Annotated in this window: 18 protein-coding genes and 1 tRNA gene; 5 read left to right on the top strand and 14 right to left on the bottom strand. The window is 37.2% G+C overall.

Annotated features, from left to right (window positions below; all coding sequences use genetic code 11):
• Window positions 1–190: 190 nt before the first annotated feature.
• The 5 genes from trmL to D9782_RS11555 all read right to left on the bottom strand — a co-directional run bounded on the left by trmL (window position 191) and on the right by D9782_RS11555 (window position 5,004).
• Window positions 191–664: a tRNA (uridine(34)/cytosine(34)/5-carboxymethylaminomethyluridine(34)-2'-O)-methyltransferase TrmL gene (gene trmL / locus D9782_RS11575; protein WP_026683003.1), complete on the bottom strand. Its 474-nt coding sequence runs from the start codon at window positions 662–664 to the stop codon at window positions 191–193.
• A 48-nt stretch (window positions 665–712) separates the two neighbouring features.
• Entirely contained in the window at window positions 713–1,555 is an 843-nt protein-coding gene (locus D9782_RS11570; protein ID WP_121604825.1) for an amidase domain-containing protein, read from the bottom strand.
• Window positions 1,556–1,640: 85 nt separating this feature from the next.
• Window positions 1,641–2,786 carry a tRNA epoxyqueuosine(34) reductase QueG gene (gene queG / locus D9782_RS11565; RefSeq protein ID WP_121604824.1) on the bottom strand — a complete coding sequence of 382 codons (1,146 nt, stop codon included), beginning with the start codon at window positions 2,784–2,786 and terminating at the stop codon, window positions 1,641–1,643.
• A gap of 20 nt (window positions 2,787–2,806) precedes the next feature.
• A complete protein-coding gene (locus D9782_RS11560; RefSeq protein ID WP_121604823.1) occupies window positions 2,807–4,510 on the bottom strand; it encodes an ABC-ATPase domain-containing protein in 1,704 nt (567 codons plus the stop codon).
• A gap of 420 nt (window positions 4,511–4,930) precedes the next feature.
• Window positions 4,931–5,004: transfer RNA gene (locus D9782_RS11555), tRNA-Gly, on the bottom strand.
• Window positions 5,005–5,177: 173 nt separating this feature from the next.
• Between D9782_RS11555 and D9782_RS22910 the strand changes: the two genes are divergently transcribed.
• From D9782_RS22910 to D9782_RS22905, 3 genes are all read left to right on the top strand, one after another.
• Window positions 5,178–5,357, top strand: a complete 180-nt coding sequence (locus tag D9782_RS22910) for a hypothetical protein (protein ID WP_162986389.1) — start codon at window positions 5,178–5,180, stop codon at window positions 5,355–5,357.
• A 123-nt stretch (window positions 5,358–5,480) separates the two neighbouring features.
• Window positions 5,481–6,356: a D-amino-acid transaminase gene (gene dat, locus D9782_RS11550; RefSeq protein ID WP_121604822.1), complete on the top strand. Its 876-nt coding sequence runs from the start codon at window positions 5,481–5,483 to the stop codon at window positions 6,354–6,356.
• 302 nt (window positions 6,357–6,658) lie between these two features.
• Complete coding sequence (locus tag D9782_RS22905) at window positions 6,659–6,820, top strand: hypothetical protein (RefSeq protein WP_162986388.1); 162 nt, start codon at window positions 6,659–6,661, stop codon at window positions 6,818–6,820.
• Between the two features lie 48 nt (window positions 6,821–6,868).
• Here D9782_RS22905 and D9782_RS22900 read toward each other — a convergent pair whose 3' ends face one another.
• The gene (locus D9782_RS22900; RefSeq protein ID WP_162986387.1) at window positions 6,869–7,015 is read right to left on the bottom strand and encodes a hypothetical protein; all 147 of its coding nucleotides are present in this window, start codon (window positions 7,013–7,015) and stop codon (window positions 6,869–6,871) included.
• A 74-nt stretch (window positions 7,016–7,089) separates the two neighbouring features.
• On the opposite strand from D9782_RS22900, the gene D9782_RS11545 reads away from it, so the two are divergent.
• Window positions 7,090–7,593 carry a DNA topology modulation protein gene (locus D9782_RS11545; RefSeq protein ID WP_121604821.1) on the top strand — a complete coding sequence of 168 codons (504 nt, stop codon included), beginning with the start codon at window positions 7,090–7,092 and terminating at the stop codon, window positions 7,591–7,593.
• A gap of 89 nt (window positions 7,594–7,682) precedes the next feature.
• Window positions 7,683–9,686: a S9 family peptidase gene (locus tag D9782_RS11540; RefSeq protein ID WP_121604820.1), complete on the top strand. Its 2,004-nt coding sequence runs from the start codon at window positions 7,683–7,685 to the stop codon at window positions 9,684–9,686.
• 291 nt (window positions 9,687–9,977) lie between these two features.
• Here the strand turns inward: D9782_RS11540 and carB are convergent, their stop codons facing one another.
• The 8 genes from carB to D9782_RS11495 form a co-directional block, all read right to left on the bottom strand.
• Window positions 9,978–13,211: a carbamoyl-phosphate synthase (glutamine-hydrolyzing) large subunit gene (carB, locus tag D9782_RS11535; RefSeq protein WP_121604819.1), complete on the bottom strand. Its 3,234-nt coding sequence runs from the start codon at window positions 13,209–13,211 to the stop codon at window positions 9,978–9,980.
• Window positions 13,190–14,290, bottom strand: coding sequence for a carbamoyl phosphate synthase small subunit (locus D9782_RS11530; protein WP_026679949.1), 1,101 nt, complete (start codon window positions 14,288–14,290; stop codon window positions 13,190–13,192). The genes carB and D9782_RS11530 overlap by 22 nt, the downstream gene beginning before the upstream one ends.
• A 757-nt stretch (window positions 14,291–15,047) precedes the next feature.
• A complete protein-coding gene (locus D9782_RS11525; protein WP_026679950.1) occupies window positions 15,048–15,929 on the bottom strand; it encodes an AraC family transcriptional regulator in 882 nt (293 codons plus the stop codon).
• Window positions 15,930–16,523: 594 nt separating this feature from the next.
• A complete protein-coding gene (locus D9782_RS11515) occupies window positions 16,524–17,480 on the bottom strand; it encodes an alpha/beta hydrolase (protein ID WP_026679952.1) in 957 nt (318 codons plus the stop codon).
• Between the two features lie 569 nt (window positions 17,481–18,049).
• Window positions 18,050–18,538, bottom strand: coding sequence for a DinB family protein (locus D9782_RS11510; protein WP_051388248.1), 489 nt, complete (start codon window positions 18,536–18,538; stop codon window positions 18,050–18,052).
• A 51-nt stretch (window positions 18,539–18,589) separates the two neighbouring features.
• Entirely contained in the window at window positions 18,590–20,752 is a 2,163-nt protein-coding gene (locus D9782_RS11505) for a YhgE/Pip domain-containing protein (protein ID WP_026679954.1), read from the bottom strand.
• Window positions 20,753–21,262: 510 nt separating this feature from the next.
• On the bottom strand, window positions 21,263–22,378 hold the full coding sequence (locus tag D9782_RS11500) for an ABC transporter permease (protein WP_026679955.1): 1,116 nt from the start codon (window positions 22,376–22,378) through the stop codon (window positions 21,263–21,265).
• The gene (locus D9782_RS11495) at window positions 22,375–23,628 is read right to left on the bottom strand and encodes an ABC transporter permease (protein WP_026679956.1); all 1,254 of its coding nucleotides are present in this window, start codon (window positions 23,626–23,628) and stop codon (window positions 22,375–22,377) included. Before D9782_RS11495 ends, D9782_RS11500 begins: the two co-directional genes overlap by 4 nt.

The following is a 23,628-nucleotide window of genomic DNA, read 5'->3' as shown; positions in this document are numbered from 1 at the left end:
GTTACTAATGGGTGTTATAATCGTATTTCTAGTTTCTATTTTCACATCTGGTTACGAATCAAAGCCTGGTATACCGAAAAATAGCCAATAGTTGGAAATGATCTAACAAAAAAAGGCATTCGTTTCGTTTTTCCCTTACTGGAATACTAACGATTGCCTTTTTTATAAATCCTGGTAGTAATGTATGTTATTAGTTTAAACCTGGAAATCCTCGCTGTCTCAATGCTTCATATACGATAATTGCTGCCGTATTTGATAAATTTAATGATCGCACCTGATCTCCCATATGAATTCGTAAACAACGATCTTCCTTACCATGCAATAATTCATGTGGAATGCCATTTGTTTCCCTACCAAATACAAAAAATAGTTCTTCTTCTATATTACTAAAATCATAATCTGTATAATGCTTGGTCCCAAAATTTTCTATATAATAATAAGAAGCCTTTGGATATGTGCGGTACAGCTCTTCGATTGAAGGATACTCACGGATGTCTACTTCTTTCCAATAATCTAATCCAGCTCTTCGTACCATCTTATCATCTGTTGAAAATCCAAGAGGATGGATTAAATGCAATGTTGCGTTAGTAGCCAAACAAGTCCTAGCTATATTTCCAGTATTTGCTGGTATCTCTGGTTGATATAAAACAACGTGTAAACTCACTTTTTCATTCTCCTTACCTACGTACTACTTTCCTAGTATAGCACTACTTTAATAAATCCGGAAAAATTTATATTTAATCTCAGGTGTCCATGCTGTTGAATCCTCATAAGACCAATAGCGATGCCTACTATTATCTGTATGTGCGTTCACTAATGGCATACCATAAGCATCTTTTGTGACAACAATTGTATTATGGTTCCACCGTCCATCCCCCTCAAAATCATAACAGATAACATCACCCGGAATTAAATCTGCTACCGTTTCCACCTCTTCTCCTTTTAGTCCTTGTGTTGAACCACTTAAATACCAACGCAGAGAGTGAGCAACCGCCCAACTGTAACTCCAGCTATTATTTCCATACCACCAGCCTCTTGCCCTATCTGGAGCTCCCTTCATTGGCGCACCACCTGCAAGTAAGCATTGAGAAATAAAATTAGTGCAATCTACATCGAACTGTTTAAACGCTGGATTATAGTTATTCCACCATCGCTCAGCGTAACGAACCGCAGCATTTCGATCATAGGAAAAACGATCATCTCCATCGCCACCAATAATATCATCGGGCATCACTTTACTTACTTTTTCTTCATGAAGTACTCTTTTTAACGAATGACCAACAATCTCTCCTTGATCTAGTCGAAATGTATATGGATAGACAGTCTCCTCTAAATATAATTGATCCTTTTGCTTAACTAAAAATGATAAATGTAAATTATAATCATAGTGTGAAGCATGATCATAGCGTAGCTTTCTATGCATATGACCATTTCCTTTAATTTGTACAATTTTTGCTTTTCGTTCCTCAAATAATGATTGCTTTCTCTCCCACCAAGCCTCTTGCCACCGATTGCTCTTAAAAAAATGGAGCCACAGTTCCTTTAATTTTTCCATAGAAAATCCCCTCCAATAGCAGTATATGGAGGGAATGCTTGTCAAACAGCTAAATATTTTCAGTGTAATGTAACGATTTATTCAGCTACTTGGTAGAAGAGGGCTGTTGAAACGCTAATCCCTTTTCCATTTCAAATCGAACTTGCTCATCATCTTCATTATCCATCGCTCGTTTAATAGCTTGAAATGCTTCTTCTGTTCCAATTTTGCCAAGTGACCATGCCGCCGTCCCACGAATGACTGGTCTGGGGTCAGATAACATGACATCAATGATTTCTTCGACTGCAGTTTTATCTTTATAATGTCCAAGTGCAATCAGTGTATTACGTTGAATTGGTTTTTTACCTCGCCAAGAGCCTGATATATGTCCAAATGTACGTTTAAACTCACGATTAGACATACGTAGCATTGGAATAAGCTTTGGCTTAGCAACTTCATGCTCTGGTTCGAATTCTGGGTGAATGTGAAAATCCACCTTGTGATTTTTGGGACAAACAACCTGACATGTATCACAACCGTAAACTCGGTTACCAATTTTAGAGCGAAATTCGTCAGGGAGAAAATCCTTTGTTTGCGTTAAAAAGGCAATACAGCGCTGCGCATTTAATTGTCCACCTTGAACGATCGCGCCAGTAGGACAAGCATCAATACATTTCGTACATGACCCACAGCTATCATCTACTGGCTCATCTGGTACAAATGGAACATTTGTAATCAATTCCCCTAAGTAAACAAATGATCCAAATTCAGGTGTAATAATGGACGTATTCTTACCACTGAAACCAATGCCAGCTCGTTCTGCAACAGCCCGGTCTGATAATTCACCGGTATCCACCATTACTTTATTTTTGCCATCAGGTACTTTTTCTTGAATAAACGCAGCCAATTTTTCTAATCGATCACGCATAACAATATGGTAGTCAACACCCCAAGAGGCCCTCGCAAACAAACCCCGTCTTTCTTCCCTTGTGCTTCTCGGTGCATCTTTCATTCGAGATGGATATGCTAACGCAATGGAGATAATGGATTGCGCCTCCGGAAGTAAACGTTTAGGCTCAGTCCGTTCTTCAATCGTTCCTTTTTCAAAACCGGATTGATACTTTAATTCCTGTTGCCTCCGAAGTCTTTCTTTTAATTCTCCAAACACATCAGCAGAGGCAAAACCAATTTTATCAATACCGATTTTTTTACTGTATTCGATAATCTCTTGCTTTAATTGATCTGTATGCATTGGTTATGTCCAACCTCCTATTACTGCTTTACCACAGCAGTCCGCATTCGATTGAAAACAGCTGCAATTTCATATCTACGTGGACGCGCTAAATCTCCCGGATGCTGATTTGGAAAAGCTGTAAAAGAACTCAATCCCTTTTCTGTCATTTGATGCTCAATTTTATCAAGAAGTTGATAAAGCGTGGTATCCTGCAAACGCTGTGTTCTATCTAAGAACTGAATAATCTCAGCAATCATTCTTGTTTGTGATGAATCAACGATTTGTTCCGTGTAAGCAAAAGAAATATCCGTTTTTCCCATCAAAATATGATGTAAGCCTTTTGCTTGCACCTTTGCACGTTTCCCTTTTTTCGTCTGTAAGGACCGCTGATGAAAATATCGACTCGTTACATCACCGAAAGAGGTTCCTGCATCAGCAGCAGACCGTTCCAATGGGTACTTTTCCATTATCGATTTAGCTTCATCAGTTACATGAAAAGGTAGATAATCTTCCATGCGAATTACTGTATCAGCTTCCGCAAAATAATCTCCTGATCCACCCATTACTAATATGGTAGATATAGCTAATTGATCACGAAGCTGTGCTATTTTATCAATAAACGGAGTGATTGGTTCTTTGTTTTGATGAACGAGTAACTGCATTCGATGATCGCGAATCATAAAATTTGTTGCGCTTGTATCCTCATCAATTAACAGTGTAGATGCACCTGCTTCTAATGCTTCCATGACATTAGCTGCTTGCGAAGTACTCCCGCTGGCATTTTCTGTAAAAAAGTAAGCTGTATCCTGTTCATGGGGCAAATTATTTATAAATGGTGAAATATTCACTCCACTTACTTTACGTCCATCCTCCGCTCGGATTTTTACCGCATCCACATCCGTTAAGACAAATTCTCGTCCGTCACCTTCTACATGGGAATACACACCTCTTTCAATTGCCTGTAACACTGTACTTTTCCCATGATATCCTCCACCTACAATTAGTGTGATCCCTTTTTTAATCGCCATTCCTCTAATAGGCTCCCTGCTATGGGGAATGGATAACTCTACTTCGTTTTTTAATGGGCTTTGAAAAGCTACTGCATCCTTTAAGGGGCGATTACTAATACCACTCTCACGTGGTAAGATTGACCCGTTTGCCAAAAAAGCAATCCAGCCATGCTCCCGCATTTGCTGCCGGATGGAATCTTGTTGATCAGCGAGGATATTTGCCTGTTCTATTTCCTCATCTTTTATTGTAAATACAGAACTATTCATAATAGAAGGTAGAGCTTGCGCGAACAATTTCTCCGCTTCCCGCCCATTAATTTTTCTCCCATTTGCAGGAAGACCGATAGACATACAAATGGTTATAGAAGAGGAATTAACTTGTACTGCACTGCGCTCCAGCTTTTCTTGTCCCGGTTGATCAAACATAATCAATCCACTCTTACCTGACCCCTTTACTGTGGAAACCTGGTTTGTAACAGCCTCACCTACTACTCTAGCAATTACATCTTCGGTCGCAATTTTTCTAGAATATGTCTTTAGCCATTCTTGTTTTATCGGCCGTTTGCTCGCGGGTATAATCATCCTTATCTTAGAAGGAGATGCAAATGGATCTCCCTGAACGTAATCAATAGCTAAATTAAAATTAGTATAACCATAATGCCCTTGTATACTTTTATATGCTTTGTATCCTTTATGATCAATTTGTTTAAGTGTGGATAATAATTGCTTCATATAAACACCTCATTTTCGTTAGAATTTAGAAATAAGCGAATGATAAGCCACTAGTTGCGTAAAAACACGCAACCTTAGAAGAATCATATAACTAATATTCGTGTCTACGCCAAAAATTTTACATGTTTATATAGAAGAAGTAAAACAGTCAATAAAGTGAAACTTCAATCCGGTTTTCACTGAAACAAACACGTACAAAGGGTTAAATCGCCACATCCTGTGGCAACGCCTTTGCGATCTACTCCCATGTAGGGTTCGAACCAATCGGACATTTTATGTCAGTCGGTCCCTCTCTTATCTATATTACTTTTACTTTATTCCTTAAGGTCGGGGGCTTACTGCCGTTATTATGTGAGATAAAAATTAAAAACGCAATACTTCGTACCATTCATTACGAAATACTGCGTTAAGACATATGTATGGAGCGGGTGAAGGGAATCGAACCCTCGTCATCAGCTTGGAAGGCTGAGGTTTTACCATTAAACTACACCCGCAAACAAATTGGAGAAATTATGTAATTTATTTATCGTTTTTTCGAACGCAATATTTATTATAGCAATTAGACTTAGACAGGTCAATAGTAATATTAATTTTTTTCGACAAAAAATTAATATTCTCTTAAACTTGTAACATGTATAATTCTTTTAACTAAACCGACTACTATAAAGTGAAAGTTCAATCAGTTGAACCTATTGGACATTTACTGGTAGTCGTTCCCTCTCTTACCCATATTGGTTTCACTTTATTGCTTGAGGTGGAGGTATTACTACCAGTTATTTTTGGAATAGATGAACGAAAATCACATGATAATTTAAACCGCTTATTTTTGTATGCTATCATTTTTTGAATTCACACAGATTATCATTACGCCATAACCTTCTGAAATACTTTTTACTATTTTCATCGTAAGGATTTACAACCTTGAAAAGAAGTTATAGAATAGTCATAAGTTTTAGGGAGGCGAGAAAGAATGGCTATATATCCAATTGTTTTAGCACAGAAAACTTTTACACATCAAGATAACTTGAAATACCCTTTTGAAGAAAGAGGGTTACAGTTTGGTGATGGTATTTATGAAGTAATACGTATTTATGACGGCTCATACTATTTACTAAAAGAGCATGTAGATCGTCTATTCCGTTCTGCTGATGCAGTAAAAATTAATCTTGCTGCTACAAAAGAAGAAATAACTGATTTGTTATTACAATTACTTGAAAAAAATAAAATGACAGGGGACGGAAAAGTTTACTTACAAGTATCTCGTGGATCAGCACCACGCGACCACGTCTTTCCTCAAGGTATCCCTGCAAACATGTATGCATATGCTCAAGACCTCCCACGCAACCTGGAGAACCTACAAAAGGGCGTATCTGTCATTACTCAGCCTGATGTACGCTGGGAAAATTGCTATATTAAGAGTTTAAATTTATTGCCAAATGTTTTAGCCAAGCAAGAAGCGAAAGAGCATGGCTGCTATGAAGCTATTTTACACCGTGATGACTTGGTGACAGAATGTAGTTCATCTAATATTTATATGGTAAAAGATGGTGACATCTACACCCATCCTGCTACTAATCGAATTCTTCATGGGTGCGTAAGAATGCGCGTAGAGCAATTTGCTAATGACCTATCCATTTCGTTTAATGAAAATGGTTTTAAACAAGAAGATCTTTTCACGGCTGATGAAGTATTCTTATCTAGTAGTACCTCTGAAGTAATGCCTGTAACGATGATCGATAATAAACAAGTACAGGACGGTACACCTGGACCAATAACGAGAAAATTGCAGGAAGCATATGAAAACGATGCTAATATAACAGAAGGCAAGATCACTCACACGATTTAAATGAATTACTTCTCTTAAATTAATCTCATCATCCTTATTACAATAATTATGTATGAAATGGATGTATTGATTGTCAGAGATATTGTTAAAAAAAACTGAATCAAAGAGTATTATTCAAGACTGTCGGAAAAACGACAGTCTTTTTTATAAGTTAAGAAAGTATAAAATCAGTGCGATGACTGCGTTAAGCTTAGTAGTTATTTTGAAATGTTAGATGTATATTGGCAATGCTCCGACTAATTACTTCGCTATGAGAAGGTGCAACAATTCTTGTCATAAGTAATAGGTTGACTTTTTTTACAATGGGTAAAGTGAAAATCGCTATCCGTGAGATAAAAGCAGCTGTGTTACTTCATGCTAGCGTTGTAGAGCCTGATAATAGCGAAGGGCGGCCACTTCAACTCCTGTGGGAAATGTTTGACCTGAAGATCCACTTTTTTGAGCGGGTTTTGCTAAAAAGTTAGCTGAAGGACAAACCCCACGGAAAGGGAAGTGGGCAGCCGGAGTGGTGGTCAAGCAGTAGCTATTATTCCATAATAGCTACTAGAGGAAGCGTAAATCTGAGCATGTAGTGATAAGGACTGAGCGAATTTTGCTCCGTTTTTCTTATTGAAATAAACGTTCGTCAAGAGAAGAATGGATATTTCTCCTACGTTCAAGATATATCCCCCTACTTTTCTGAATATTGTGGTATACTATTTTTTTATTCTAAAAGTTGAAGGAGGAAGAAGCTTTGCAGAAAGTAATGATTATCGGCAATGGTGGTTCTGGAAAATCAACACTTGCTAAACAGTTAGGAGCAATGTTAGAAATTCCCGTCTACCATATGGACGCACTATTTTGGAAGCCTGGCTGGACACCGATCGATCGAGATACGTTAATTAGAGAGACAAAAAAGATAATGGGCCAAGATAAGTGGATCATTGATGGAAATTATAACGCGACAATGGAGATTCGAATGCAACAAGCAGATACCATCATTTTTTTACATTACCGAACTATCCACTGTCTTTACGGAATTGTAAAAAGACGGATTCAATACCGTAATAGAACACGTTCAGACATGGGAAAAGGATGTCCGGAGAAGCTTGATTGGGAATTTTTTAATTGGGTACGTACCTTTAATAAGAAAAAAGCCCCTACTATATACCATAAGCTCTCTAACTATCAGGATAAACACATCCTCATTTTTAAAAGACGAAAAGATCTAAATCATTTTGTACATACACTGCTTTAGCAAAGCAGCACTAATTGATTCTCTTTTCTAAATAGTTTAAACTATTAAAACAGAGCTATCTGCCATGTATACTTAAAGGAGGTAATATGATGAATAGCCACAAACGTGCGCTTACATCAAATGACATTACTAAACTTGAAATTTTCAGTGATCCACAATTTTCTCCAGATGGTAAGGCTTTCACCTTCGTTTCTACTACTATCAATGAGCAGAACGACTATCAATCTCAACTTTTGTATCAAAAGATGGATACAAGCGAAACAACACCCTGGACATTCGGTGCTGACAGTAACAGCCATCTTCGTTTTTCTCCAGATGGCAAAAAAGTAGTATTTCAATCAACAAGAAGTGGGCTACCACAGCTTTGGCTAATTAATACGGATGGCGGCGAAGCACAACAGCTAACTACTTTTAAGCATGGGGCTACAAGTCCAACCTGGTCAAAGGATGGAAAATCTATTCTATTTCACACTTCATTAGAAAATGATGACGATATACATAACCAAAAGGAATTATCAAGCGAAGAAAAACAAAAAATAAAAGAAACAAAAAGCAAACAACCACTTATTGTTAACCGTTTAAAATATAAATCAGATGCAAAAGGATTCCATGATACAACAAACACGCAAATTATTAGAATGAATGTCGATGATTGGTCTTTAGAGCAATTAACATATGCTGATACAGATCATTTCTTTCAAGATGTTTCTCCAGATGGAAGGCAGATTTTGTTTGCAGCTAATCTAAATGAAAATGCTGATCGCGAATTATCAAACGATCTCTATTTATTAGATACAGTTACGAAAGAAATAACTAATTTGACTGAAGGTAAGGGTTCCTATCATCAAGCTTCTTTTTCTCCAGATGGGGCTAAGATTGCGTATTTTGGTCACGAATTTGCGTATAAGAGCGCAACCTTAACGGAATTGTATGTTTTTGACCTCCATACGTCTAAGCAAACTTGTCTTACTACAGATTGGGATATGCAGCTTGGCGATGCGATGATTGGCGATACTCGTTTAGGTGATTCAACAACGGGACCAACCTGGCATAAGGATGGGAGGCACCTATTCTTCATTGCAACTAGTTACGGAGCAACTGCGTTGTATCAAATTAACCTAAAGGGCAAATATCAAACGCTTTATCATAAAGATAATCATGTTTTTGGATTTACGTATAATAGCGTTAATGACAAACTTATTCTTGGTATTAGTACACCAATTAATCCTGGTGATTTTTATTTATTAAACGAAGATGCAACGCTTACTCAGCTTACCAATGGAAATGAAGTTTTACTGAACGAAATAGCCTTTGGGGAACCTGAATCGTTAAAAATAAATACTCAAGATAACTGGGAAGTACAGGGATGGCTACTTCGGCCATACGGCTTTACAGAAGGAAAAAAATACCCAATGATCTTAGAAATCCATGGTGGTCCGCACGCCATGTATGGTCAAACCTTCTTTTTTGAACTTCAATTATTGGCTGCAAAAGGATATATTGTATTGTATACGAACCCACGAGGAAGCTACGGTTATGGGCAAAAATTTGTCGATGCATGCCGTATGGATTATGGTGGTGGCGATTATCAGGATGTGATGGAGGCTGTCAATTACGCTGTTCATACATATAGTTTTATCGATGAGAATCGCCTAGGTGTAACTGGAGGAAGTTATGGAGGATTTATGACAAATTGGATTGTAGGTCATACAAATCGATTTAAAGCTGCTGTAACACAACGTTCTATTTCCAATTGGCTTAGCTTCTATGGCGTAAGCGATATTGGTTTTTTCTTTACAGAATGGGAGCATGGTTTGAATTTGTTAGATGATCCGGCAAAGCTCTGGGAAATTTCACCATTAAAATATGCGGCTGACGTGGAAACGCCGTTATTAATCCTACATGGAGAAAAAGATTTCCGATGCCCGATAGAGCAAGGCGAGCAATGGTATATTACATTAAAGCATTTAGAAAAAGAAGTAGAGTTTATACGATTCCCTGAAGCAAGTCATGAATTAAGTCGTAGCGGCAAGCCGGAGATGCGTATAGAACGACTCAATCATATTTGTCGTTGGTTCGAACAATATATTTAAAGCATCGCTTCCATCTGGACACACCATAAAGTATGAAATGGGTATAAAAGTGTTTCATCAAAGAAAAAACGAACAACTAGAAATGATGTGCGAGCGGTGTCTCCGAGCTCACGCACTGGGAACTCACCGCTGCCTTCCTCCTACAGGATAAGAGAGGGGAAAGGCAGCAGTACACCGCACGCAAAAATACACGCTTCTTTTTTCGAGGAATCTACGTATATTCCGGAGTTGTACATTTATTCATCTTTAGAATGAACCATTTCAGTTATGTCCAACTCTACTCCCTTTAGATTATTTAGAATTGACTTTTTTTGAATCGCAGTTTAAATAATCCTGTAATGCATGCACAGCATTATTTTTTATTGTTTGCCCACCCATGACCAGTGCTTCAAATGTTTCCAAACTGGTAAAACAAGGTGTTTGAAAGCGAACTGCTAGCTCGCGGAGATAGAATCCCATTTTCCCCTTTTTTCTTCCTTGTTCCGGAATGTTTAAAATAATGTCCGGCTTCAGCTTTTCCACTGCGGTAAAAATACTCTCTCGATCCTTTGGAATAGCTATTACAGTCAATCCATGTGAAGCTAGATAATCGGCTGTGCCTTGCGTTGCCATAATGCTAGCACCTGTTTGTATACATGACTGAATCCGTGCTAAACTTCCTGCTTTCATTCGCTCAGCAATCGACACAAAAATAAGTGGTTTTTTAGTAGTATGTAACTTCATATGAATAGATAAGACCTTCGAAAAAACTTCCTCTTTTGTCTGAGATATGGTAATGATTTCACCAGTAGACTTCATTTCTGGACCTAATAGATGATCCACTCCCTTAAGCTTGCCAGCCGAAAAAATTGGTGCTTTCAACGTAACATAACTTGGTTCAGCACATAAATTCAATTGACTTGACAGCTCTTTTATGGAATGACCTAACTGAACCTTTACTGCTAACTCAACCATCGCTATATCCGTAACTTTGCTCATAATAGGTACTGTCCTAGAAGCTCGCGGATTAACTTCTAATACATAAACCACACCTTTATGAATCACAAACTGAATATTCATTATACCAATAATCGGCACTGAACTCGCTATTTGTCTAGCAATGAAAGTCATTTCTTCCTTTTCAGATTTACTTAAAGAAAATGGTGGAAACATAGCCATGCTATCTCCAGAATGAACACCTGCTTTTTCGACATGTTCAAATATTCCTGGGACTACTATATCGCTACCATCGCTAATGACATCCATCTCACATTCTTTACCCGGTAAATAAGAATCGATAAGCAATGGCCAGCAACGATCATTCGTGTCATATTGAATTCGATCCACAATATCATGCAATTCTGATTTATTGTTACAAATAAACATCGATTGTCCACCGATTACATAAGAAGGACGTATAAGAACAGGAAAGCCTAATTCATTTATTGATACTGTTAATTCATCTAAATTTTTAACAATATCACCTTTCATATGATCAATCGATAACGTGTCAAGCAAGTGATAAAACTGTTCTCTATCCTCCATCTGATCAATATGCTCAGGTAATGTACCCATAACTTTTATTCCTTCACGCTTGAGATCATTTGCTAGATTAATAGCTGTCTGCCCACCAAATTGCAGGATTACCCCCTCCACTCCCTCTTTACGAGCGACGTGAAGCACGTCTTCTAATGCTAAAGGCTCAAAATAAAGTCGATCAGCGATGGAATAATCTGTACTGACTGTTTCTGGATTATTATTAATCACTATTGCTTCATAGCCTAATTTTTTTACTGCTAAAGCTGCGTGTACGGAGCAATAATCAAATTCAACACCTTGGCCAATACGGATTGGTCCAGAACCTAGCACAAGTATTTTTTTCTTATCACGTTTAATTGCTACTTCGTCTTGTCCATGCCACGTAGAGTAATAGTATGGAGTTACAGCATCAAATTCACCTGCACATGTATCTACTAATTTATATACCGGTTTTAACTGGACTTCTTCGTATCTCGCTCTAATCTCCTTTGACGTTACACCTAATAAAAAAGCAATGCGCTCGTCACTTATATTAAATCGCTTCGCCTTTTGTAATGCTTCTCTGTCAATAGTGGCAATCGATTTTTTGGCTACCCATTGCTCGAATAAAACAATATGTTCTATTTTCCTTAAATACCACAGGTCTATTTGTGTCATTTCTTTTATTTGCCATACATTCCAACCACGCTTGAACGCTTCATTGATTGCAAACAATCGTAAATCATTAGGTGTTTCTAATAATTCTTGAAGCCTGCGAAAAGTAATTTGAGTCATCTTTGGCCAATGCATACTATTAACATTTAATTCTAATGATCGTACTGCTTTGTTTAATGCACCTTCGAATGTCCTGTCAATAGCCATTACTTCACCCGTAGCCTTCATTTGTGTACCGAGTGTACGATCAGCTTCAGTAAATTTATCATAAGAAAATCGTGGAAGTTTAACGACGCAATAATCAAGAGCTGGCTCAAAAGATGCATATGTATTCCCTGTAATTGGATTGATAATTTCATCCAATTGTTGCCCTATAGCACATTTGGTTGCAATCCTAGCAATTGGGTAGCCTGTGGCCTTGGAAGCTAATGCAGACGAACGACTTACCCGGGGATTTACTTCGATAATATAATAATCATTTGAATGAGGGTTTAAGGCAAATTGTATATTACAACCTCCAACTACCCCCAGAGCTCTAATGACTTTTAAGGAAGAAGAACGAAGTAATTGGTACTGTGTATCAGATAATGTCTGGGATGGTGCTACCACCATAGAATCACCTGTATGGACTCCAACAGGGTCTATATTTTCCATATTACAAACAATCACACATGTATCATTGACATCACGTATAACTTCGTATTCTATTTCCTTCCAGCCTTTAATACTTCTCTCTACTAGAACTTGCTGAATTGGACTTAGTTCTAACGCCTTCTGTAAACGATCCATTAATTCAGGTTCATTATAAGCAAATCCTCCTCCCTCACCTCCAAGTGTATAGGCTGGCCGTAATATAACGGGATAACCAATTTCTTTTACAAAATCAAGTCCTTCCTCTAATGTTTCAACTACCTTTGATTGCGAAACAGGCTCATGTAAATCAAGCATTAGCTGACGAAATTCTTCACGACTTTCCCCTTTACGAATTGATTGTACAGATGTACCAAGAATGTTCACTTGATGTTCCTCTAATATCCCTTGATCATGGAGCGCAATCGTTAGATTTAGCCCTGTTTGACCACCCAACGTACCAATTAATCCATCTGGTTTTTCCTTAGCAATAATAGTCGCTAAAGACTCCACTTGTAACGGCTCCATATAAACCTTATCTGCAATGTGTTTATCGGTCATTATTGTTGCCGGATTATTATTTGCAAGAATAACCTCTATACCTTCCTCTTTCAATGCTAAACATGCCTGTGTACCAGCGTAATCAAATTCAGCCGCCTGGCCAATAACAATGGGACCTGATCCAATAACCAGCACTTTCTTTAAGGATGAACAGTTGCGCATAGTTGCTTCCCCCTTGTCATTCTGGCTGTTTCAACAAAATCTGTGAATATATAATGTGCATCACTCGGTCCAGGATGCGCTTCGGGATGAAACTGTACCGTTATCACCGGAAGTGACACATGCTTCAGTCCCTCTACAGAACCATCATTAACATTTTGAAATAACAGCTGAAAATACTTGGGGTTTAAACTTTCCTTTATTACTACATACCCATGATTTTGCGAAGTTATTGTCACTTTTCCAGTAAATAAATCCTTAATAGGGTGATTAGCTCCTCGATGACCAAAGGACATTTTCTTAGTTTTTCCTCCATATGCTAAAGCAATAAGTTGATGCCCTAAACAAATTCCTAAGGTTGGGTAACGTCTCGTTAGTCTTTTTATTAAAGGAAAGTAACGTTCTAAATCTTCTGGGTCACCGGGACCGTTACTAATAATAACCCCATAAGGATTTAGCTTTTCGATATCTTCAAACGAACTGGAATGTGGAACTATTGTCACTTTACAATCTTGTTTTATCAATGCATCCACAATCGATTTTTTATAGCCAAAATCAACCAATACCACATGACAGCTGCTACCTGCTCCTAAAACAATAGATTTCTTAACACTGACTTGTTCTATCAACTTATGACTATTTGGAAGAGAAAACTTATGCCCATAACCAGGAACTATTTTTTCTAAAATCAGCTTACCACGTACGGTTTGCTGTTTTCTAATAATGGTAACTAAGGTTCGTGTATCCACATTTTTAAGTCCTGGAACAGCTGCTTGCTTTAAACTTTCTGATAATGTAATTTCTGATTGAAAATGACTTGGTGTTTCACATATATCACTTAAGATAACCCCAGCTACATGCAGATCATTACTTTCATGACTATCTGAACTAACACCATAATTTCCAATAATAGGATAGGATAAAGTTAATATTTGCCCAGCATAGGAAGGATCGGTAAGCATTTCCTGATAACCAGTCATACTTGTATTAAAAACTACTTCTCCAGAAACTTCGCATTCATAACCTATCCAATCACCCGGAAAAGTTTCACCCGTTTCTAAAACAAGAAAACCTTTTGTCATTATATTCTCACCTCTGCGTTTTTTTAGATTATTCATTATTATAGAAGTTTAACAATCAACCTTCAAGTATATTTATGAATTTTTATAAATATTTATTCATTAAATTGTATTTTAATCTGGAAATATTGTATAATCACTGAATATTTAAACCCGGTCATGATTGGGTGTGATAGTGAAGCCCCTGGAGGATAAGCAGGCAGAACATTGACAACAGTAATCATAATATTGCAGTTGTGTAGATAGAGCAGTCTTTGAAACAACGACTTGCATGAGATTATAGTGATTCTCCTACAGCAGAACAAAAGCGCAAGTGCCCGATTAGAAACGTAGCGACTGGAGCGAGTCAACGAAGATAAAGGAATCACAGTAGCTTGCAAGCCGATGATGACTTAGATTAAGGCGATTCCTGAAGCGCCTCGTTTCTGGGCGCTGGAGCTGAACGCGGCTCAACACGCCCACATTTTTCCACATGGGCTGATTTTATAAATTCCAACACTACAAAAAGAGGCTGGGTCAAACACATTTTCTTTACTCAACATACGAATAATCATATTATCAATAGGAGTATCATCGCCGCACAGTGAAAATATACGCGCTTTTCGCGGGCACGGCTCGGGAACAGCATGAGTCCGAAGGTCCACTTGGTGCTAAAGAATGATTCTGATCAAAAAACGAACGATAATTAATTTCAACAAATCATCGTTCGTTTATTTCTTCATTCTTTTGTCTCAGCCTCTTCCCTCTTAGTCTATTCAGATCATTTAACGCTTTTTGTTTTTACAGGTACCCATATTTCACTTTTAAAGGTAGGTGAATGAATATCGCTATTTTCATTCCAAAGTATTTCTGGACCTTCCACTTGCTCATAATTGGAAGATGGAAACCATTCAGAATAAATACGTCCCCAAGTACTCTGTAAGGTTTCTGGAAATGGTCCGATTGCTTCAAATACCGCCCATGTTGACGCAGGAACATGGAGCTTCACGAAAGTTGCCGGACAAACCTTCGTAGTTGCCACACCAATATAATGATCCAGTTCCCCTTTTTCCTCCATTCTGCCTTCAGAAAAACTCGTTGATGCTTGAATCATCCCTATTGGTTCTACATTAGACAGCTCCTTCAGTTGATCCATTCTCTCCTCAGATAACGATTTCCACATAGCAGCAATCTCTGGATTAACACCGTGAAAAATAATTGGTACTCTTTTCTTTAGTCCAACGATTGAAAAAGAAGCTTTTTCTTCGATACGATAATTCATTTCAATTCCTCCATGTATTGATAATCGAAAAGTCATCCGAGGATACGCTTTTAGGTAACGCCCATGATCTCTTGCCTCTGTAGGTGTTAAGCCATGTAAATTTTGAAATGCCTTGGTAAAAGAATCGGGGGAATGATATCCATACTTAAGTGCAATATCAATGACTTTAGCTTCTTTGTCTTTAAGCTCAAAGGCAGCTAGAGTTAAGCGCCTACGACGGATATACTCCGATAATGAAATACCTGCAAGGAAAGAAAACATCCGTTTAAAGTGATACTCTGAACAATAAGCCAACTTCGCAACTTGTTTATAATCGATCGTATTGATAAGATTGGCTTCTATATAGTCGACCGCATCGTTCATCCGTTTTAGCGAATCCATCTTATGACCTCCTTTATCAATAGAATAACAGGAACAAGAGACCGTCATCCGATTATTCGTGCACAAATAAATCGGGAAATTCTTTATTATTCTAATCATTCATAAACCGAACTGCAACGCTTCCTTCGTCGTAGCTAAATTTAGAGAGCCATATTAAGGTCTAACAGACATATCTTAGGAAGGAAGCTGAGACGAAACAAAATAGTTAACTCAAAAGCCTCGTATGAAAATAAATGTTCATACGAGGCGTAGTCAAAATACGGAGAACCCTTGAAAAAGAAGAACACTTTTTCTGCGTGCAATGTCCACTGCCAAAGCCTTCCTTATCCTGCAGGAAAAGCACAAGCTTACGACCCTGTCCCGCAAGAAAGCGGTCTTTATATGGAAGAAGCTAAACCCATGACCGCGTTTGCTGAAATAATGAAAAAGCTTCGTTCACGTTGTCCTTGATATAATAAATCCCCCCTTCATAGTAGTACGGGAATTTTTATTATTTCTCAGTCTACTATAAAGGGAGCATATCAAAATCCGTTCGGATTATGATGTCAATTTTCCCAGTCTCTCACTTCAAAGGATTATTTTAAATTTTTAATATTACTGGATATATTTATCTAGAAAGCTAGTTAGCTTATCTATATATCTTTCTTTATGCGTTACAAATGCTTCCCCATGTCCTGCATGATCAAAAGTAATCATATCTGCTTCGCTTTTCGTATTTTCATATAATTCCTTACTCATTTGGGTTGGAACAAATGTATCTCCATTTCCGTGAATATAGAGAATAGGAGTTTCCGACTTTTTTACTTGTTCTAAAGCAGAAGCTTCTTGCAAGCTATACCCTGCCTTTATTTTAGTAACGACACTAGTACTTGGGAGCATTGGAAAAGCTGGTAAGTGAAACATTCTTCCCATTTGATAATTAAACATATCATATACGCTTGTGTACGGACTATCTGCTACGATTGCCTTTACGTTATCCGGTAAATCTTCCCCACTTGCCATTAATACAGCAGCAGCTCCCATAGAAACACCGTGTAAAACAATTTCCGTATCCTCCCCTTGTTCTTCGATCACTTTATTTATCCAATCTAAATAATCTAATCGATCATGCCAGCCAAAACCAATGTAGTCACCATCACTATCGCCATGGCCTCTTAGATCAGCAGTGAACATATTATAGCCCAATTCCTCATAATAGTATTGACCAAACATTCCCATATCTGTAGCACGACCTAAATAACCATGAGCAAAGATAACTGTTTTAGTTGTCTCCTCTTCTGCTTTTAGGTAATAACCTTGTAATTGAAGACCATCATATGAAGTCATTTCCCAGTTTTCAAAATCCTGGTCACGAACCCAATCCCTCCAATCCCCCTGGAGCATTTCATCTAATGCCTCTGCCGAAACCTCCAAATCAGAATTGTCTTGAAGAAAGTCCTTCTCATTTCTAGCAATCGCTAAATTATAAAAATAAAAACTAGCTACCACATCTATTATTAGCAGGATCGCAAGCAGACCTAACCCGATACGTATCCATCGTTTTTTCTTCAAACTCACTCTCCCCCTTTTTTAGCCTCACCTTTTAATTATACAGGAGAACAAGCTAGTAGATAACCCTTTTTCACTGGTACTTGTTAACAGTAAGAGCTAAAGACAAAATTACCCTTTAAATCAACCCCGGTATGCGAAATCGTCAACGGGCCGTTTTTATCAAAAGCGTTTCCTTAAAAGCTATAAAAGGAACTGAGTTAACGTGATGAATAATTAAAAGGAAAGAACAAAAGCGCAAGCGTCTGATTAGAAACTAACGACTGGCGCGAGTCAACGGAGATAAATGAATCACGATGTGCTTGCGATCCGATAATGACTTAGATTAAGGCGATTCATGATGTCACCTCGTTTCTGGGCGCTGGAGCTGGACACAACTCAACACGCTCATATTAATCCATATGGGCAAATTTTATATTTTTTTAGAATATAAAAAAGCTGTCGAGACTTTTCCCGACAGCTCCTTATAACACGACTGAACCCTACGCTCTTATTATAAAGGTTGCATATTACCATGGCTTTTAGATTAGATATAAAAGGAAGGAACCAAAGGAACCTAATAAAGTAGCTTATCAATTATTGAACGCTGCTTTCACTTCTTTAATTTGTTCAATATGTCGCTTTTCATGATACCCAACAAACGGAATATATTGTTCAAGGCTCAAATCTCCAAATGCTGGATGTGGATATGATTTCTCCCTAAGTGTTTTCTTATCCGCTGTCTCATTTAACTGCCTTAATCCTTGATGACTTGCAGCTAACTTCTGCTTCATTTCCTCTAATGTTACAAAATCTTCACTAGGTACTGCGAAATCAGGCGAATCAACTTTTACGGAACGATTAACTGTAAAATGAATTGGCTTTTCTGAAACATGTACCGTATCACCAGTAATGAGTTGTTGTTGTATTATTTTTGTAATTGCAACCTCCATAAGATATAGATGCTCCATGATCTGTTTTACTGACCATCTATCTGCTGAGGCTTTTTTATTTATTTCTTCATCTGTTAATCCGTTAACTTCTGATAAAAGACTTTCTCGTGCTTGTTCATTAATTTGCAACTGAATCAACCTCCCTTTATCGCTATCTTAAAACAATACCCTTGAATTATTTTAATGAAACAATCCAGACTCCTTCGATTTTTCTTTCAGTTTATTTGTTTGACGATTTATAATTGGTTTTAAGAATGCACCCATGAATACAGCTGCTAGACCAAATATACATAGGAATAATATATCTCTCGTTGCTCGTTCCCAAACAATTCCGCCTACTGCTTCTCGCATCAGATCGATACCATACGTAAACGGCAAGAATGGATTAATTGCTTGGAAGAACTCTGGCAATAATACAACTGGATATGTTCCACCAGCACCAGCAATTTGTAGTACAAGTAGTACGATAACCATTGCTTTCCCAACATCACCAAAGACCGATACAAGTGTATAGATAATTAGCATAAAGATGGCACTAATGAGCAGTCCAAAAAGTATAAACCATATTGGATGTGCTACATCAACATGTAATAACAGCATATCTCCTGACGTAACAATTAGCGTCTGTAACAAACCAATTGTAATAAAGGTGAATAGCCGTCCAAAATACATTTCCCTTCCGGTGAGATTTTCTTGATGGTGAACATCTGCAGCTAATAGGGAAATTAATAATAGCCCCCCAACCCAAATGGCTAAAACTGTGTAAAAAGGCGTCATACCTGTACCGTAATTCGCAATTGGGAACAACTTATTCTCATTAAGCTGAACAGGCTCAGCAAAGAAGCCTCTCTCTGCCTCTGGATTATTCTGTAGTAGTTGGATAATCTCATTAATATCCGTTTCGCCTTGAATATCACGAATCCGATCTGCCAGTTCGTTCACTTTGCTATTTACATAAGGGTACTCATTTAATACCTCTTCTAATACTTTTTTCCCGTCACTTAAATTTCCTTCCGTACTAGACAAGATACGTTTAACCTCAGGTATGGTGTCCTTAATTTCTACCAAGATATTTCGTGCATCGGCTAAGGTGTTTTTAGCACGGTCAATCTCTGCCATAACAGTTGGCTCAATATTTTCTTTATAATCCTTTACAAAAGCATCAATATTCGTAGCGGTATTTGCCGATAGTTGCTGTAAGTCATTAATCGTCTGATCTACTTCTGTTTTCTTCTCGTTAATAAACGATTCTATTTCTTTATTCTTATCCTGTACAGCTACTAATCGGTCCCTGATAGCTGCTAATTGTTCTTGAGCCCTCTCAATCTGCTCGTTACTCGTTCCCTCTTCATTATTTTGTTTTTGTAATTCTTCCAGCGCTTGTTGTACGGTATCAATTGTTTTGATACTTTGATTAACCTGCTCATTTATTTGTTCCGTAAGCTGCGAACCATTACTAAAATCAATCCCTGCGTTTTGGATGTCTTGGATAAATTTATTTGTTTTATCTGCTATTTCTTGTACTCGATTTAAATCTTCTTCTATTTTCGGTGCCATTTCTTCTAATCGAGTTTCTGCCTTTTTAAGAAATGCTGTTGTATTATCGATGGTTTTCAATCCATCGTTTGTTACGCCTTCAGCCTTCGGCAACAGACCTTGAGCTTTATTTATGATAGCTTGAGCACTATTCGCATCTGTCATTGAATCATTTAATAAATCATGAATCTCTGGTAATTTTTCTTCCATATTAAAAATATACTGCTCAAATCGTTTAATGTCTGGTAAATCTTTTTCCAATTCAACGCCCAAATCATTAAATAAATCGAAGATTACACCATTAACTGTCGAAATAAATGTACTGCTAATTTGATCAACGATTACCGAGGCACCTTTTGATGTAATCTTAGGTGCAATAGCATTAATTTTTTCATTCACATAATATTCAATATCTGCCTTCTCTGGTTCATCCTCAACTACTGTTCCAAGCTTTTGAGAAAAATTCTTCGGTATAACGATAACAGCAAAGTAATTTCCATATTCCAGTTCATCCATGGCTGTTTCTCGATCGGTGAACTTCCAATCCATTGATTTATTTTCTTTAAGGTTTTCCACCAAATCATTACCCGCATGGATATCCTGATCTCGAACTGTTGCTCCTTCATCTTCATTTACAATACCTATTGGAATCTGGTCTGTTTGGCCATAGGGATCCCATGAAGCTTTAATATTCAACCATGCATATAGCGATGGTAATAAAATTAAGCCACCTATTAAGATGGCAGCGACCCAATTTGTACTAATATTTTTCATATCCTTCGAAAAAATCTTCCAGGTGTTTTTCATTTTCATCAACCTTCTATCTGTAAAATTAGTGAATGGACATTCACTTTACACGAAACGCGTGCCCAAAAGAATAGATAGCACAATCATAGTAACATCTATAGTTTTCATGAGGCGGGGACAAAGGTGTTTTAAATTAATAACGAACAACTAGCATGATGATTCGTGCAACGAAGCTGTTCTCTCTAGAAATCCACTTCGCTTTTTAGCGACTGATGAGCCTTTTCATGCTGATATAGTATGTGGTTTCACTAATACCCATTCCTCTCGTAGAAGTCCATTCCAATCCTCATTATGAAATAGCCTTTAGATACTTCTAAAAACGATCATGTATAATGCATGATTATAACAACCTAGAACCTGTAAATCCAGCTATTTAAATATATCATAATAATCATAATAATCTGAACTAATTTTTAAAACAGTTAGTTATATCGTATGAAATTTTCTCCATATCATACTCTTCTTTATTACAGTAAAAAGAAGATCGACTTTAAATGCCGACCCTCTTCCTTAAATATGTCTTCGCTCCATTAAATGGATACCTATACCTATCATAACAACGCCCATTAAAATTAAAATACTGATCGGATAGAGTAAATGCTGTATGGAGTAATTATAGACAACTGCCCCATTTAATATTTCCATTCCATATGTTAATGGATTAATCTTTGATAGTGCTATTAATGCATTTGACTCAACAATTTCGATTGGCCAATAAGCACCACCAATCATTGCCATACTAACAGCTATAATTGGTAGAATTGCATTAAACTGTTGAACATTTTTTACTAGTGCGGTAATCAATAGTGCTAATGCTATGACTGCAAAAACATATGGAATTATTAATAATAGTGTATCGTAGAATCTTCCATTAAAATTAACTCCAAATCCATATCGGAACAGTAAGAATATCACAAGCACCTGTAAATAACCCTCAAAGAAACTATATAGCATATTGGCAACATACATTTCCCACTTCTTAACCGGAGACAATATGATCCGATCCCATAATCCTTCGTTTTTCTCTGTTAATATTGGTAATACATTATAAGCAATTGTATAAATGACAAAGAATAAACTAAATCCAAACAATACTTGAAATGTCGGATTATACACAACAGCATCAGAACTCGTAAACCCCTTAGAATCAACAGTAAATACGGGATCATTCATAGACTCTTCCATGTCATAAAGCAATAAATCCTTTTGCTTATTACTAACCATATTGGCAGCATCCACTATATTTTGTTGCTGATAATAATGAATATATGCCTGACGAACCATATTTTCTACCATACGAACACGAACAGAGTCAACACCAACTATAACTTGATAATTTTCCTCTTTTAGAATTACACCTACTTCAGCTTTTCCGTTTTTAAGATGCTTCAACATTTCTTCCTTCTTCATTTCTTGAAGGTCAAAGGACGTAGATGCTTTTAATTCAGACATGATTGTAGTATCTCGCAAGTGTTCATCCACTATCGTTACTGGAACCCTAATTGCATTACTTCCTCCAGTTATCCCCATAATTAAGGCAAAACCAATAGACATGCCAGTGAAGATAAGGAAAGTCCATGGATTTCGAATAAATTGTCTAGCTTTCGCAAATAAAATACCAATCATACCGCTTCCCCCCTTTTAGGGAAAGTACTCGCTGCAATTAGAATCATTGCCATTCCAAATAAGCAAAGAAAAAGAATATTTGAACTTATCACTGAAATATTGTCTCCTCTTAAAATGCTTAGATATGCTGACATTCCAGCACCATTTGGTGTTAAATTGCCAAGTGTCTGAATGAAAGTTGAATTATCTCCAATTGGATAAAAGCTTCCTCCCATCAAAGCCATAAGAGAAACAACAATACCAGAAAAGAAATTAGTTACGGTCTCAGAATGCAAACGATAGCTTATTGCGGTTAACAGAACTGCAATCCCTCCTACAGCAATAGAAAATGCAAACGTGACTAGCAGTAATGCCATGATATTGGGCCAACTAACTCCAAAGGTAATCCAAGCAAAACTGAATATAATTCCAAGATGTAAACATCCAAAAATCATACCTGACAGCAATATGCCAGTAAAATATACCCAACGAGACATATTTCCAATAATTATTCGGTTAAATACAAATATTCTTTTCTCCATAAAGGCAAGCGAACCAATTGTAGCAGCAATATATAACACAGTCATAACAGCCATTCCTATTGTATAATACCCCTTAGAGGTCACCGGATTTTTTTGATTAATCGATTGTTGATTATTATTCAATAGAGCTGTTTCTACAGCAAGCACTTGTTGGTCGATTTCCTTTTCTTGTAAAAATGAGGCTAGTGTATATTGTCGCTGTAGATCTTCCAGTAAACTACGAATAACACCTGCTCCAATTTGTTGCTGTTCATTTTCGTATAGTTGTAATTTAGGTTTATTTCCTTCCCCAAAAATTGTATACGACAAAAAATCGTGTGTGAATTTCCGAGGAATTTCAATAACAGCAGTATAGGTATTATCATCTAAAACCGCTTGTTTCTCGCTAAAAGGTACTTCTCTAACATCAATCACTCCCTTTAATTCATCATTCGTTAGAATTGATTTTAATGTTTGAATCGGCGCGATATTAGTTACATCGCTTTGTTCTACCTTTGTTCCTTTCGGATTGTCGATACTTGCTAAAAAGTTTTCCACTTGCTCGTTCTCAGGCTGATGCTCAATTAATGCTAATTTTACCTTTAAACCAGAACTATCACCATTCATCATACTGCCTAGCGCATTCCCTAATATCAGAATCAATATAATCGGTAAGCCAATAAGGAGTAATAACTGAACAGGATTTCTTATTAATAACAATGCTTGTTTTTTTATAATTTGACCTATCAT

The organism is Virgibacillus sp. Bac332 (assembly GCF_003667785.1).
Taxonomy (GTDB): domain Bacteria; phylum Bacillota; class Bacilli; order Bacillales; family Amphibacillaceae; genus Virgibacillus; species Virgibacillus salarius.
Note: the sequence above shows the minus strand (reverse complement) of the source record. Positions and strands in the feature narration are given on the sequence as shown.